The 14,628-nt window shown below is 65.8% G+C and carries 14 protein-coding genes; 5 read left to right on the top strand and 9 right to left on the bottom strand.

The genetic code is table 11. The features are described 5' to 3' along the window. Nucleotides 1-88: 88 nt before the first annotated feature. The 3 genes from ACYX4S_RS00145 to ACYX4S_RS00135 form a co-directional block, all read right to left on the bottom strand. Nucleotides 89-1,411, bottom strand: coding sequence for a TRAP transporter large permease (locus tag ACYX4S_RS00145; protein WP_476361436.1), 1,323 nt, complete (start codon nt 1,409-1,411; stop codon nt 89-91). Beyond that, complete coding sequence (locus tag ACYX4S_RS00140) at nt 1,404-1,889, bottom strand: TRAP transporter small permease (protein ID WP_476361435.1); 486 nt, start codon at nt 1,887-1,889, stop codon at nt 1,404-1,406. The genes ACYX4S_RS00145 and ACYX4S_RS00140 overlap by 8 nt, the downstream gene beginning before the upstream one ends. Before the next feature lie 105 nt (nt 1,890-1,994). Then, the gene (locus ACYX4S_RS00135) at nt 1,995-2,999 is read right to left on the bottom strand and encodes a DctP family TRAP transporter solute-binding subunit (RefSeq protein ID WP_293722615.1); all 1,005 of its coding nucleotides are present in this window, start codon (nt 2,997-2,999) and stop codon (nt 1,995-1,997) included. A gap of 270 nt (nt 3,000-3,269) precedes the next feature. On the opposite strand from ACYX4S_RS00135, the gene ACYX4S_RS00130 reads away from it, so the two are divergent. From ACYX4S_RS00130 to ACYX4S_RS00110, 5 genes are read left to right on the top strand one after another with little or no spacing between them, the layout of a single operon-like run. Continuing rightward, entirely contained in the window at nt 3,270-4,094 is an 825-nt protein-coding gene (locus ACYX4S_RS00130) for an IclR family transcriptional regulator (protein WP_476361434.1), read from the top strand. Then, entirely contained in the window at nt 4,091-5,263 is a 1,173-nt protein-coding gene (locus ACYX4S_RS00125; RefSeq protein ID WP_476361433.1) for an acetyl-CoA acetyltransferase, read from the top strand. Before ACYX4S_RS00130 ends, ACYX4S_RS00125 begins: the two co-directional genes overlap by 4 nt. Continuing rightward, on the top strand, nt 5,263-6,882 hold the full coding sequence (locus tag ACYX4S_RS00120; protein ID WP_476361432.1) for an acyl-CoA synthetase: 1,620 nt from the start codon (nt 5,263-5,265) through the stop codon (nt 6,880-6,882). Before ACYX4S_RS00125 ends, ACYX4S_RS00120 begins: the two co-directional genes overlap by 1 nt. Nucleotides 6,883-6,896: 14 nt before the next feature. Next, the gene (locus ACYX4S_RS00115; protein WP_422069998.1) at nt 6,897-7,655 is read left to right on the top strand and encodes an SDR family NAD(P)-dependent oxidoreductase; all 759 of its coding nucleotides are present in this window, start codon (nt 6,897-6,899) and stop codon (nt 7,653-7,655) included. Beyond that, nucleotides 7,652-8,509, top strand: coding sequence for a PCC domain-containing protein (locus tag ACYX4S_RS00110; RefSeq protein WP_476361431.1), 858 nt, complete (start codon nt 7,652-7,654; stop codon nt 8,507-8,509). The genes ACYX4S_RS00115 and ACYX4S_RS00110 overlap by 4 nt, the downstream gene beginning before the upstream one ends. A gap of 95 nt (nt 8,510-8,604) precedes the next feature. Here the strand turns inward: ACYX4S_RS00110 and ACYX4S_RS00105 are convergent, their stop codons facing one another. The 6 genes from ACYX4S_RS00105 to ACYX4S_RS00080 all read right to left on the bottom strand — a co-directional run bounded on the left by ACYX4S_RS00105 (nt 8,605) and on the right by ACYX4S_RS00080 (nt 14,599). Continuing rightward, complete coding sequence (locus tag ACYX4S_RS00105) at nt 8,605-9,018, bottom strand: PPC domain-containing DNA-binding protein (RefSeq protein ID WP_476361430.1); 414 nt, start codon at nt 9,016-9,018, stop codon at nt 8,605-8,607. Further along, the gene (locus ACYX4S_RS00100; protein ID WP_476361429.1) at nt 9,018-9,560 is read right to left on the bottom strand and encodes a PPC domain-containing DNA-binding protein; all 543 of its coding nucleotides are present in this window, start codon (nt 9,558-9,560) and stop codon (nt 9,018-9,020) included. Before ACYX4S_RS00100 ends, ACYX4S_RS00105 begins: the two co-directional genes overlap by 1 nt. A 235-nt stretch (nt 9,561-9,795) precedes the next feature. Next, nucleotides 9,796-11,199 carry a TRAP transporter large permease gene (locus tag ACYX4S_RS00095; RefSeq protein WP_422070001.1) on the bottom strand — a complete coding sequence of 468 codons (1,404 nt, stop codon included), beginning with the start codon at nt 11,197-11,199 and terminating at the stop codon, nt 9,796-9,798. A gap of 10 nt (nt 11,200-11,209) precedes the next feature. After that, on the bottom strand, nt 11,210-11,830 hold the full coding sequence (locus tag ACYX4S_RS00090) for a TRAP transporter small permease (RefSeq protein WP_476362898.1): 621 nt from the start codon (nt 11,828-11,830) through the stop codon (nt 11,210-11,212). 180 nt (nt 11,831-12,010) lie between these two features. Further along, nucleotides 12,011-13,015: a DctP family TRAP transporter solute-binding subunit gene (locus tag ACYX4S_RS00085; protein ID WP_293722600.1), complete on the bottom strand. Its 1,005-nt coding sequence runs from the start codon at nt 13,013-13,015 to the stop codon at nt 12,011-12,013. A 264-nt stretch (nt 13,016-13,279) separates the two neighbouring features. Further along, nucleotides 13,280-14,599 carry a sigma-54-dependent transcriptional regulator gene (locus ACYX4S_RS00080; RefSeq protein WP_476361428.1) on the bottom strand — a complete coding sequence of 440 codons (1,320 nt, stop codon included), beginning with the start codon at nt 14,597-14,599 and terminating at the stop codon, nt 13,280-13,282. Nucleotides 14,600-14,628: the final 29 nt, after the last annotated feature.

Raw genomic sequence — 14,628 nt, 5'->3', positions numbered from 1 at the left:
CGCCGCATGGCGGAACGAACCAAGGCAGAACGAAAAAGGGCGCGGCCAGCCGGCCGCGCCCTTCTTGCATTCCGGGATGACTGAACGCCTAACGCAGGACCTCAACCAGGAACTGCGACATCTGCGGGAAGGCCGCGACGATGACCAGCCCCAGCAGCGCCGTGAGCAGGAACGGGACCGCCCCTTGCGCGACACGTTCAAGCGGAAGGCGGGTGACATTCGCCGCCACATAGAGATTGATGCCCACCGGCGGCGTGAACAGCCCGATCGCCAGGTTGATCATGACGACGATGCCGAACCAGACCGGATCCCAGCCGAGTTCGCGTGCCACGGGCAGGAAGATCGGCAGGCAGATGAACATGATCGTGACCGCATCCATGAACATGCCGGCGACGAGGATCACCAGCATGATGACGGCGAGGATCACCCACTCGTTGTGGCTTAGGCCCAGAAGCGCCTGCGAGTACTGGCCAATCACGTCGTCCACGGTAACGACCCAGCCGAACAGGCTGGCGTAGGCGACGACGAGCATCACCACGGCCGACGAGGCCGCGGCATCGGAAAGGGAGCGGTAAAGGCCGTCGAACGTCAGCGTGCGATAGACGAGGCCGCCGACGGCGAGCGCATAGACGGTGGCAACCAGCGCCGCCTCGGTCGGCGTGAAGGCGCCCGAGTAGATTCCACCGAGGATGACGACCGGCGTCATCAGGCCCCAGAACGACGAGATGAACGCCTTCATCACACGCTGGCCGTAGCCCAGTTCGGCGTCGGGCATCGGCATCAGCCGGTCGAGGCTGGGCGCGCCAGCCGGAGCGCCCGACTTCTTCGCGAAGGGCAGCGTCGCCAGCATCAGCAGCCCCATGAAGAAGCCCGGGATGATCGCGGCGATGAAGAGCTCGGAGATCGAGGTTTCGGCGATGACGCCATAGATCACCAGCCCGATGGAGGGCGGGATCACGATCGACAGCGCGGCGCCCGTGCACACCAGACCGGCGGCGAAGGCGCGCGAGTAGCCGTCCTCCTCCATGCCCTTGATGATGAGCGGTCCGATGGCGGCGACCGAGGCCGGGCCGGACCCGCTGACCGCGCCCCAGAAGAGGCAGACCACGGTGCCCACGACACCCATGCCGCCGGGCAGGCTGCCGATCAGCACGCGGAAGAAGCGGATCATGCGCTCGGCGATGCCGAGAGAGCCCATCAGCGTGCCGGCAAGGATGAAGAAGGGGATCGCGAGAAGCGAGAACTTGGTGATGCCGGCCGTGATGAGGTCGCCGACGAGGTCGAGGCCGAAACCCAGGGTCCACATGGCGTAAAGCGCGGAGAGGCCGAGCGAGAAGGCCACCGGCAGGCGCAGCATCAGGAAGACGAAGAAGAGGATGAGCATCTGCGTGCCCGCGCCCAGATCAAACATGACCACGCTCCGACTTCGTGAGTGCACGCCATTCGTCAACGAGATGCTGGGCCAGCCTCACCGCAATCAGAAAGAAGCCGAAGGGAACGGCAATGCTGTAGTACCAGGCCGGGACCTGCAGCGCGTAGGAGCGGATGCCGCTCGAAAGCTGGTTCTGAACCAGCTCGAGGCAGAACCAGGCAGACAGCAGCAGCAGGAGCAGCGACAGTCCGCCGGAGAGCAGGAGCGCCAGCTTGCGCAGGCCGCGCGGCAGAAGTTCGTAGAAGAGGGTCACCGCGAGATGCTCGCCGCGCCTTGCGGCCACGGCGGCGCCGAAGATCGTCAGCAGCAGGAACCCGTTGGTGAGAAGTTCCTCTGAGGCGGCAAGCGAGTAGCTGGTCGTGTAACGCACGACCACATTCACGAATCCGAGCGTCGTCATTGCGAGAAAGATGATCGCACAGGCGATCATCTCCGCATTGCGCAGGATGAAAGTCATCACGGAGCTCCCGGGCGCGGGGCGGAAATCCGGACGATCGGCGCGGGCGACCGGACGGAATGAAAAGGGACCGGCGCGTGCGCCGGTCCCTGTCGTTATCAGCCGTTACTTGTTCGCGGCAACAGTGTCCTGGAAGCTTTTCACCAGATCGTCGCCAACCTTCGCGGCCCAGGTGTCGAAGGCGGGCTTGGTGGCTTCGCGGAACGCCTGCAGTTCCTCGGCGGTCGGCTCGTAGACCTCCATGCCCTTCTCCTGCAGGAAGGTGATGCCCTCGGCCGTCGCCTGACGCGTGATCTCGCGCTGGTATTCCATGGCTTCCTCGGCCGCCTTGCGAACCTTCGCCTTGGTCTCGTCGTCGAACTTGTCCCAGCGCGACTTGCTGACGCCGATGAAGATCGGGTCATAGGAGTAGTGCCAGGTCGTGAGGTACTTCTGCACCTCGTAGACGCGCTGCGGAATGATCACCGCGCCGATCGGGTTTTCCTGGCCATCGACCACGCCCTGCTGCAGCGCCGGGAAGGTCTCGGTCCACTGCATCTGCTGCGGGTTGGCGCCCAGCGCGTTCATGACGTCGATGTACATCGGCCCCGCGACGCGCATCTTGAGGCCCTTCATGTCCTCGGGCGTCTTGATCGGGCGGACGTTGTTGGTCACCTCGCGGAAACCGTTCTCGCCCCACGCCAGCACGACGATGTCGTGACCGGCCATGATCTCGGTCATCTTCTCGCCCGGCGCGCCCTGCGTCGTGGCATCGACCTGCTCGTAGTTGGAGTAGAGATACGGCAGCGAGAACACGGCCATCTCGGGAACGAGCGGCGTCACGTTGATCGCGGACGTCACGACGAAGTCGAGAACGCCGCGGCTCACCATCTCCGCCTGCTTCATCTGGTCGCCGCCGGAGAGCTGCGCGTTGGGGAACACGCGAACGGTGTAGTCACCGTCGGTGGCCTCGGACAGAAGCTCGCCGAACTTCTCCGAACCCTTGTGCCAGCTCGTGGTGTCGCCGGTGTTGTGCGACAGGCGCAGCGTCTCGGCCGAGGCCGGAGCGAAGGCCGCGGCACAGGCGATCGCAGTCGAAAGGGCGAGCACGCCCAGCTTGGACAATTTCATGAGGTCTCCTCCGTCAATGCTAGGCCCCGGACACAGGTTCCGACCGGGACGTGCGACATGACCTCCATCATGTCGACTGACAGCGCGCCGCACGGATTTTCGCGTGGCTTCGCCATGTGTGGTTCATTATGTGGACCGACTTTCTTCCGTCAACCCCCGAACAATTTACAATTCCACACACGCTCCGCAAGGAAAAACGGAGATCTTTACAGATCCCCGCCGTTCCCCCTATGATATAGATCCATATTATGGACCTTTGGGAGGAATCTGGTGGCACCACTGAGCGGGGCTCAGAGCGTGGATCGTGCGCTTGCGCTCTTGTCGCTGGTCGGCCGCCATGCCGGGCGCGGAGCATCGCTGTCCCAGCTCGTGGCCGACAGCGGGCTCAACAAGCCCACGGTGCGCAGGCTGCTTCTGGCGCTCATGCGTGGCGGGCTCGTCGAGCAGGAGGACGATACACGGCTCTATTTTCTCGGCGAGGAAGCCTATGTCCTGGGCACCTTCGCCGCGCCGCGCTTCGGGCTGCTCGAGATCTGCCGGTCGAGCCTGATGCGCCTTTCGGAGACGAGCCAGGACACGAGTTTCCTGTCCGTGCCCCGCGAGGCGCTCTCGCTCTGCCTCTACCGCGAGGAAGGCACCTATCCCATTCGCACCCATGCGCTGCAGGCCGGGTTCGAGCACCCGCTCGGCATCGGCGCGGGGTCGCTTGCCATGCTGGCGGCCCTTCCCGACGACGAGGTCGAGGCGACGCTGGCGGCCAATGCGGAGGCCATCGCCACACGCTATCCCGGCCTGCCGCCCGAGCGCATCCGCGCCGATGTGGCACTTGCCCGGCGGCGCGGATTTTCCCTGAACCCGGGGCTCATCGTGACCAACTCGTGGGGCGTCGGAATGGCGTTCCGCTTCCCCGACGGGCGCGTTGCCGGCGCCCTCAGCATCGCCGCCATCGATTCCCGGATGCAGGAACCGAGGCAGGAAGAACTGGCAAGCCTGCTCCGCCGCGAGGTGGACAGGATCGAAGGAAAGCTCACGGCCCTCTTTTCCAGGCGCAAAGGTGCGCCTGACAGGCCGCAAACGCGGAGGACTTTCAAATGACCAAGGCACAGATCGTCGGTTGGGCGCACTCGCCCTTTGGAAAGTCGGAGCTCGAGGACACGGAAGCCCTGATGGCCTCCGTCACGGTTCCGGCGATGGAACATGCCGGGATCGGCGCCGCCGATGTCGACGGCATCTTCGTCGGCGTGATGAACAACGGCTTCTCCAAGCAGGATTTCCAGGGCGCCCTCGTCGCCATGGGCCATGAGGAGCTGGGCTACGTCCCGGCGGTGCGCATGGAGAACGCCTGCTCCACTGGATCCGCCGCCCTCTACAGCGCGATGGACTTCATCGAGTCCGGGCGCGGACGCATCGCGCTCGTCGTCGGTGCCGAGAAGATGACCGCCACCCCGACGGCCGAGGTCGGCGACATCCTCCTCAACGCCTGCTACCGCAAGGAAGAAGCCAACGTCGACGGTGGCTTCGCGGGGCTCTTCGGACGCATCGCGCAGACCTATTTCCAGCGCTACGGCGACCGCTCCGACGCCCTTGCCATGATCGCCGCCAAGAACCACTCGAACGGCCTTCACAACCCCTACGCCCACATGCGCCGCGACTTCGGCTTCGACTTCTGCAACACGGTTTCGGACAAGAACCCCTACGTCGCGGGTCCCCTGCGCCGGACCGACTGCTCGCTGATCTCCGACGGCGCGGCGGCGCTCGTCATTGCCGACGAGGAGACCGCGGCCGGCATGAAGCGCGCCATCGCCTTTCGTGCGCGCAAGCAGGTCAATGACATCCTGGCACTTGCCCACCGCGCCGACATGCTCGCCTTCGAGGGCGCGCGCCGTGCCTGGGCCGGCGCCCTTGAGCAGGCCGACCTGGCCGTCACGGACCTCTCCTTCGTGGAGACCCACGACTGCTTCACCATCGCCGAGATGATCGAATACGAGGCCATGGGCCTCGCGAAGCCGGGCGAGGGCCACAAGGTGATTCGCGATGGCATTTCCGCCCGCGACGGCGCCCTGCCGATCAACCCCTCGGGCGGCCTCAAGTCGAAGGGCCATCCCATCGGCGCGACGGGCGTGTCCATGCACGTCATGGCCGCGATGCAGCTTGCCGGCGAGGCGGGAGACATCCAGCTCCCCAAGGCCGAAGTGGCCGGCGTCTTCAACATGGGCGGCGCGGCCGTCGCCAACTACGTCTCGATCCTGGAGCGCGTCAAGTAATGTCCGCTGTCGATCCCAAGGGGGGCGTTGCCCCCTGCACCACGCGTGTGATGAACCTCGCCAATTTCCTGTCCCAGTCGGCCCGTCGCAATCCGGGAGAGCCGGGTTTCGTCTGGGGCGACACGGTGTGGACCTGGGCCGAGATGGAAGCCCGGGTCAACGCCATGGCCCACGCGCTGCGCCACGAGTACGGCGTCACAAAGGGTGACCGGATCCTGGTGCAGTCGGCGAACTGCAACCAGATGTTCGAGGCCATGTTCGCCTGCTTCCGGCTCGGCGCGGTCTTCGTGCCGACCAACTACCGTCAGTCGCCCGGCGAGGTCGCCTACCTCGCCTCGGCCAGCGGCTCGCGCGGCATGATCTGCGGCGCGGCCTTCCCCGACCATGCCGCCGCATGCCGCGAGGAGATGGACTTCGTTATCGCCATCGGCGAGGCGGAGTTCGGCGAGGACTACGACGCGATCGTCTCCCGTCACGCCGGCAAGACGCTTCCCCATGAAGCGGTCGACCGCGACGACCCGTGCTGGTTCTTCTTCACCTCCGGCACCACCGGCCGGCCGAAGGCTGCGGTTCTGACGCATGGCCAGATGGCCTTCGTCATCACGAACCACCTGTGCGACCTGATGCCGGGAACCGGTTCCGACGACGCCTCCGTCGTCGTCGCGCCGCTGTCCCACGGCGCCGGTGTGCACCAGCTCGTCCAGGTCGCCCACGGCGCGAAGACGATCCTGCCCCCGGCGGAAAAGCTCGACGTGGCGAAGATCTGGGAGATCGTCGAGACGTGGAAGGTGACCAACATCTTCACCGTCCCGACCATCCTGAAGATGCTGGTCGAAGACCCCTCTGTCGAGAAGTTCGACCATTCGAGCCTGCGGTACGTGATCTACGCCGGCGCGCCCATGTACCGCGCCGACCAGAAGCGGGCGCTGGAGACCATCGGCTCCGTGCTGGTGCAGTACTTCGGCCTGGGCGAGGTGACCGGCAACATCACCGTGCTGCCGCCCGCCTTCCATTCCGCGGAGGATCACGAGGCCGCGCGCATCGGCACCTGCGGCTTCGAGCGCACGGGCATGCAGGTCCAGATCCAGAACGATGACGGCGAGGAAGTCGCTCCCGGCGAGACGGGCGAGATCTGCGTCATCGGCCCGGCGGTGTTCGCCGGCTACTACAACAACCCGGAAGCCAACGCCAAGTCGTTCCGCAACGGCTGGTTCCGCACCGGCGACCTGGGCCACATGGACAAGGAAGGCTTCTTCTACATCACCGGCCGGTCCTCGGACATGTACATCTCCGGCGGGTCGAACATCTACCCGCGCGAGATCGAGGAAAAGATCCTGCTGCACCCCGACATCAGCGAGACAGCCGTGCTCGGCGTGCCGGATCCGGTCTGGGGCGAGGTCGGCGTCGCCGTGTGCATCGCGCGCCCGGGCACGGACACGAATGCTATCGACCTGCGCGAGTGGCTCGACGGCAAGGTGGCCCGCTACAAGCTGCCCAAGCAGGTGATCTTCTGGGAGGAAATGCCGAAGTCCGCCTACGGCAAGATCACCAAGAAGATGGTGCGTGAGGAACTGGCGAAGCGCGGCCAGATCCCCGGCGCAGAGACGGCCAAGGCCTGAAGAGGAGGCAGCATATGACTGGAACATCCGACAAGGGCGCGGTCGCCATCACCGGCGGCGCCTCGGGCATCGGCCTCGCCTCCGCCGCCGTCCTGAAGGAAAAGGGCTACACGCCCTTCCTTCTCGACCTGAAGCGCGAGGCGCTCGACGCCGCTTGCGCCGAACTCGGGCTCGACGCCTCGCACGGCATCGTGTGCAATGTCGCCGACGAGGAGTCGGTCGGTGCGGCGATTGACGCCGTCACCGGGACCGGCCGGCTTGCCGGTGTGGTCAATTCCGCCGGCATCGGCGCCGACAAGCCCACGGTCGACATGGGCGTCGACGAGTTCCGTCGCATCGTCGACATCAATCTCACCGGCACCTTCCTGATCGCGCGGGCTGCGGCCCGGCACTGGAAGGCCAACGGCGAGAGCGGGTCCATCGTCAACATCAGCTCCGTGTCCGGCATCGCCGGAAACAAGGGGCGCAGCGCCTACGGCGGGTCCAAGGGCGGTGTCAACACGATGACGCTGGTCATGGCCAACGAGCTCGGACAGGACGGCATTCGCGTCAACGCGGTTGCGCCCGGTCCGATCGACACGCCGCTGGCCCGCGCCGTCCACACCGACGACGTTCGCGCCCAGTGGCATGCCCGCGTGCCCCTGCGTCGCTACGGAACGCCGGAAGAAGTGGCCAATGCCGTCGCCTTCCTGGTGTCCGATGAGGCTAGCTATGTCACCGGCCACATCCTCACCGTCGATGGCGGTTTCGTGACGGCAGGCCTGGCGACATGAGCCTCCGCACGATCAGCCATCCCGGACCTCTAGCTGAGACGCGGCACGCCTCGGCGGCCTGCCGCGCCGTTCCGCTGAAGCTGACCCTCGAGCCCGGCCGGTCGATCAATGCGGCTATTGCCGAGGCGTTCGCAAGCCAGGGCTTCGAAGGCGGATTCGTGGAACTCGTCGACGTGCCCATGGCCCGCATGGACTACGTCATCCCGGCGGCAAGCCCCGATGGCAGCCATGCGGCATGGTACAGCGACACCCGCAGCCCGGATGGCGGCGGCACGATCCGCTCCGCCAGCGTCCACATGGGCCGGCGCGACGGCGAGCCCTTCTTCCATTGCCATGGCCAGTGGGACGAGGCGGGCGAAGGCCTGAAGATGGGACATCTGCTGCCCTTCGACGCGGAGGTCGCAAAACCCGTGGAGGTCGCGGCCATCGGCCTGTCGGGCGCGATCCTCGAGGTCGCGGACGATGCGGAAACCAACTTCCGCCTCTTCGCTCCCGTGCCGCGCGCTCCGGTTTCAGCCGGCGAGGCGGGCGGCAAGGCGGTGTTGGCGACCGTTCGCCCGAACGGCGACATCTGCGAGCAGATCGAGGAAATCTGCAAGGAGCACGGCATCGGCGACGCACGGGTCGTCGGACTGGGCAGTCTCATCGGCGCGGACTACGAGGACGGCACGCATGTGACCTCCTATGCGACCGAGGTGATGATCCTCGACGGACGTGTCAGCACCGGCGACGCGGGTTCGCGCGCGCGCCTCGACATTGCACTCGTCGGCATGGACGGCGGGATCTCGCAGGGCGTTCTGGTGCACGGGGCGAACCCGGTCTGCGTCACCTTCGAGCTGCTGATTCTCGCCTGAGGGCCACCTTCGGCCGAATGACCAAAAAGGGGCGGCCTCGCGAGAGACCGCCCCTTTTTCATGATTTCACGCATGGAAAACCCGGACGAGGCGCCCTACCCGGCCGCGTCGGGAATCCACTCCTCGAGCGTGATCTCGAAAGTCATGCAGATCATGTTGCCGCCGGGCACGAACGGTCCGCCGAAAATGCGTCCCTCCGTGTCGGCCACGACACCCGACAACCGCGCGCAAAGTGACCCGTCGCCCTGTTCGCGCACCTCGCCGGCGAGGCTGACGATCTCGACCGCCGGCCCCCTGATCTGCAGAACGTCGCCCGACTGGGTTGCAAGCGTCGCATCCACCAGGCTGCCCAGCGCACCGCGCACGAAGGCATTGCGGAACCCTTCGGCAAGGCAGAGTTTCTCCACCGCGTGGACGAGATCCTCGTTGGGAGCGATACGCGCATAGGCGACGCGACCCATCCGGCCACTCTCGACGACGGCCCCCGGATCCTGGCTCATCTCTCCCATCAGGCACTCTCCTTCATCGGCTGAAGCAGCGGAATGTTCGTCTCCGGATCATGCGCCTGGCGCACGTCGAAGCCCTCGAGCCCCGTGACCAGGGCCGGAATCGGATCGACACCGACGATGCAGTCCTCGGTCAGGATATGGCCGCCGCGCATCTCGCCGTCCCCGGTGCGGATCGTGGCGTGGCAATGAACGAGCGGCTTGTTGTCGAGGCTGACCCCGAGAGTGGCGTTGCCGAAAACCATCTCGGCCATGCCGGCGTCGATCGGCGCGGTGTAGGCGATCACCGCCCGCCCGCTCGGATCGGGCGGAGCAACACAATAGGAGAGGCGCTGGAAGGTGCCTCCCAGAATGGTCAGAGAGGCATTGCGGATGCCGATGCCGGCCAGCGGCTCGACAATGGCCTCGTAGAGCGTTCGCCCCGGCTCCAGCGCCAGACGCACGTGACGCGCCGAAGGCGCGCCGAGAGCGTTGATCCGGACCGGATTGCTGCGCCCTGGATGAAAGAGCAGGCGCGGGCGCGCGCCTCCTGTCGTACCTTGCACGGCTAGTCCCTCCCCACAGGCATGACGACTGACGGAAACCGTACCAGACAGTACGCCAAATGTGCTTTCGAACGGGCGGGGCGCAAGGCATCTCGAAAGACGAAATTTTCTCCTCAGGCCGCGTTCAAGAAAGATCCTTTTGCCGCCATGGGGTGAGCACAAACAAAGGCCGCCCGGAAGGTCACCGACAAGCGGTATCTTCCGGGCGGCCTCGTGCAACGGGTTTCCTGGGGGCCTAGCGGTTCGTGATGATCTCCGGCCCCATCAGCGAGTAGGGCAGCCAGGTGGAGAGCGCCGGCACATAGGTCACCAGCACCAGGAACAGCATCAGGATCAGCACGAAGGGAGCCGCGGCGCGGACCACCTGCACAAGACTCATCCCCGTTATTCCTGATGTCACGAACAGGTTGAGACCGATCGGCGGCGTGATCATGCCGATTTCCATGTTCACCACCATGATGATGCCGAGATGGATCGGGTCCACCCCGAGCTCGATACCGATGGGGAACACCACCGGTGCCACGATCAGCAGCAGACCGGAGGGCTCCATGAACTGCCCGCCGATCAGCAGCAGGATGTTCACGGCAATCAGGAAGGTGAACCAGGTGAAGCCGGCCCCGATCATCCAGTCGGTGATCGCCTGCGGGATGCGCTCCGCCGTCAGCGTGTGGGCGAACAGCAGCGCGTTGACGATGATGAACATCAGCATGATCGTCGTCTTGCCCGCGTCCACCAGCACCTTCTTCGTGTCCTTGTGGAAGCAGGCCGGCACGAAGCGGATCACGGTCAGCCAGAGGTTGCGCGCGACAGCCTCTCCAAGGCTCTCTCCCGGATGGCGCATGGGCACACCCTTGAGCGGGCCCATGTCGCGATAGATGAAGACCGCGATCAGGAAGGCATAGACGGCCGCCACGGACGCGGCTTCGGTCGGCGTGAACACGCCGCCGTAGATGCCGCCCAGGATGATGACGATGAGCAGCAGGCCGAAGCCCGCCTCACCGGCCGAGGACAGCACCTCGCCGAAGCCCGCGAAGGGCTGCTTCGGCATGTTCTTGATGCGCGCGTTGACGTAGATCGCGACCATCAGCATGAGGCCCGCGACAAGGCCCGGAATGACGCCGGCCAGGAACATGCGCCCGACCGACACATCCGTCGCGGCGGCGTAGACGACCATCACGATGGAAGGCGGAATGAGAATGCCGAGCGTGCCGGCATTGGCGATCACGCCCGCCGCGAACTCCTTGGTGTAGCCCACCTGCCGCATGCCCGCGATGGCGATGGTGCCGATGGCGACCACCGTTGCCGGCGAGGATCCCGACAGCGCCGCGAAGAGCATGCAGGAGAAGACGGCTGCGATCGCAAGTCCGCCGCGAAAGTGCCCGACACAGGCGATGGCGAAGCGAATGATGCGCCGCGCCACGCCGCCCGTCGACATGAATGCCGAGGCCAGGATGAAGAAGGGGATCGCGAGCAGCGTGTAGTTCTGCGACGCCGTGAAAAGCTGCAGGGCGACGGAGGAGACGGAATCGTTGGAGAAGAAGGCAATCGTCAGCACGCTCGACAGACCGAGCGAAATGGCGATCGGCACGCCGAGAAACAGCAGGCCGAGGACGAGGATAAAGAGAACGGCGGCTTCCATGTCGTGACCCTCAGTCCTTCAGAACGTCTTTGTTTTCGGCGACGAGTTCTTCCGCCTCGTGGGCGGCGATCATCATCTCGCGTTCACCGGTGAGGATCTGCCAGACGGCCTGCGCGCAACGGAACGCGAACAGGGCCAGTCCGACAGGAAGGATCAGATAGGCGATCCAGCGCTGCACCCGCTCCTGGACGCCGAAGCTGTCCTGCACGAACTCGGGGTACCTGAGATCGTCGAGGCCGATGCCGATCTTGTACATCTTCGACCAGTAGTCCCAGGCGCCGCCACGGGCGTTGGCGCCGAAGATCTGAAGCCAGTCCGAGTGCAGCAGGATCACCGCATAGGCGACGCCGCAAAGCGCGCCGAAAACGGCAAGCGCGCGAAAGACGGGACGGGGAAACAGCCGGATCACCGCGTCGACACCCAGATGCGACCCGATCTTCACCCCGTAGCTCATGCCGAACAGGATGAGCCAGGCGAAGAGGATCCGGGTGAACTCGAGCGCGCCGGTCCAGCCGGAGTTGAAGCCGTAGCGCGCCACGACCTGCGTGAAGGAAACGATGGTCATCGCGGCCAGAAGAAAGGCGATGACGCCCTCCTCGAAGCGCGTGACCCAATTGTCGACGCGTTGCATCTGTCCCCCCATGGGCATCCCCGTCCATGCGGGGCCGTTATGTTTTCGGAACGCGTTGCCTGCCCGCCCGTGATTGCGAGGATCGGGCGGCTGCTTGCACATCGCGCTCGCGCTCGAGCGCGGGCGTGGCCGGCGGGACCGGGCATAAACCCAGGCCCCGCCGGCTTGTCACGTCGGTGCTTAGCCGGCGTTGTTGGACGACTGCGCGGCGTCGATCAGGTCCTGACCGATGTCGTCGCGGAACTCGCCCCACACCGGCTTCATCGCGTCGACCCAGGCCTTGCGCTGCTCCGGCGTCAGAACGCGGATCGTGCTGCCCGCGTCGAGGATCTTCTGGCGGTTGGCCGCTTCCTTGGCCGCCACCTGCGCGTTGGCCTCGATCGTGACCTCGTCGACGATCTTCAGGAACTGCTCGCGCACATCATCGTCGAGACCGCCCAGCCACTCGTCGGAGGTGACCAGAAGGTAGGCCAGCACCTGGTGATTGGTCTCGGTGATGCCGTCCTGCACCTCGAAGAACTTCTGGGTGTAGATGTTCGACCAGGTGTTCTCCTGACCGTCCACCACGCCCGTCTGAAGCGCGCCGTAGACTTCCTTGAAGGCGAGCTTCTGGGCGTTGGCACCCATGGCCGCAATCATCGCCTCGGCGACGTCCGAGGTCTGGATGCGGAACTTCAGCCCTTCCGCATCGCTGGGCACCAGCAGCGGCTTGTTGGCCGAGAACTGCTTCATGCCCGAGCTCCAGTAGCCGAGGCCGATGAAGCCCACGTCGGTCATGGCGTTGAGCAGGTTCTTGCCCGGCTCGCTGGCCGCGAAGCGGTCGACCGAGCTCAGGTCGTTGAACAGGAAGGGAAGGTCGAACAGGCGGTACTTGAGCGTATAGGCCTCGAACTTCGACAGGGACGGTGCGGCGAGCTGGACGTCGCCCAGAAGCAGGGCCTCCATCACCTTGTCATCGTCGAAGAGCTGCGAGTTCGGGAACACCTGCATGCAGGCCTTGCCGTCCATCTCCTTGTTGACGCGCTCGGCGAGCATCGTCGCGGCATCGCCCTTGGGATGACCCGAGGCGGCGACGACGTGGCTGAACTTGATGACCATCTCGCCATCCTGGCAGTCCTCGGCAAGAGCCGGAGACGCAAGGGCGAAGGTTGCGGCCGCGACGGCCGCAAGAGCGAAAGTCTTCATGATGTCCTCCCAGACACTGGTCGGGCCGCGTTGCCGGATGGCACGCGGCCGGTTGCGCCGACCGGGTGTGTCATGCCCCCCGGCCAGTCATTCGCGCCATCATGATAGCAAGCCATGTGCCAATATGCGCGAGCAAAGGGAAAGCACCGGGTTCAGCGCCCTTCGCGGACACCCGATGCCCCGCGGCCCGCCCCGGCGGGTCATCGGTGACACATCGCCTGGACACGAATGGGTAGCGGGCGACACACCACCGGGCGGACGGGCTCAGTCGCGCTCGAGCCCGTAGCGGCGGATCTTGTCGTAGAGTGCCTTGCGCGACAGCCCGAGGCGCTCGTAGGTCTCCTTCATGCGCCCGCCCGACCGCGCGAGCTCGTCGGAGATCACGGCGCGCTCGAAGGCGGCGACACGTTCCGACAGCGTCTCCCCGGCGCCGTCCTCGGCCAGGGCGACATTCTCGAGACCGAGCACGAAGCGGTCGGCCGCGTTGCGCAGTTCGCGCACGTTGCCCGGCCAGTCCCGCGCCATGAGCGCGCTCATCTGCGCCTGGCCGATGTCCGGGATCTCGCGCCGGTAGCGGGCCCTCGCCTCGCGCGCCAGGTGATGGAAGAGAAGCGGAATGTCCTCCTTGCGTGCCCGCAGCGGCGGAACGTCGAGCGTCACCACATTCAGGCGATAGAAGAGATCCTTCCTGAACTGACCCCGGTTGCCCGCCGCCTCGAGGTCTTCCTTCGTCGCGGCGAGGAACCGTATGTCGAGGGGAATGGAGACGTTGGAGCCGAGCCGCTCGATGCTGCGCGTCTCGATCACGCGCAGGAGCTTCACCTGGAGATCGAGCGGCATCGACTCGATCTCGTCGAGAAACACCGTCCCCCCTTGCGCATGTTCCAGCTTGCCGATGCGCTGCCGGGCCGCACCGGTAAAGGCCCCCTGTTCGTGGCCGAAGAGCTCCGACTCGATGATCTCCGCCGGCAGGCCGCCGCAGTTGAGCGCCACGAAGGGACCGCCGCGCCGGCGCCCCTCCTCGTGCAGGGCCCGCGCGACCACCTCCTTGCCCGCCCCCGTCTCTCCCATGATGAGCACGTCGGCGTCCGTGTCCGCCAGCACCGCGACGAGGCCCTTGAGCCGTTCCATCGCCGCCGACCGGCCGACAAGGCGTCCGTCCAGCCCGGTGCGGCGCTCGAGTTCCACCCTGAGGGCGCGGTTTTCCAGCACGAGGCGGCGCTTTTCCAGCGCCCGTTCGATTACGTTGGACAGCCGACTCACGGGAAACGGCTTCTCGATGAAGTCATAGGCGCCGCCGCGCATGGCCTCGACCGCCAGCGGCACGTCGCCATGACCGGTTATGAGGATCACCGGCAGGGCGGGGTCGATCTCGAGCGCCTCGCGCATCAGGGCGAGACCATCGGTCTGCGGCATCCGGATATCGGTGACGAGCACACCGTAGAACTCGCGGCCGAGATGCCCGCTCACCCCCACCGGTCCGGCAAAGGCCGTGACGTCGTGGCCGGCGAGTTCCAGCCCCTCCGCCAGTGCCTCGCGCAGCTCCGGCTCGTCGTCGACCAGCAAGACACTTGCCCTGTCCATGTACCCCCCGCCGTATTCGCTTGCCTGCC

The organism is Stappia sp. ABD4_338, assembly GCF_056312175.1.
Note: the sequence above shows the minus strand (reverse complement) of the source record. Positions and strands in the feature narration are given on the sequence as shown.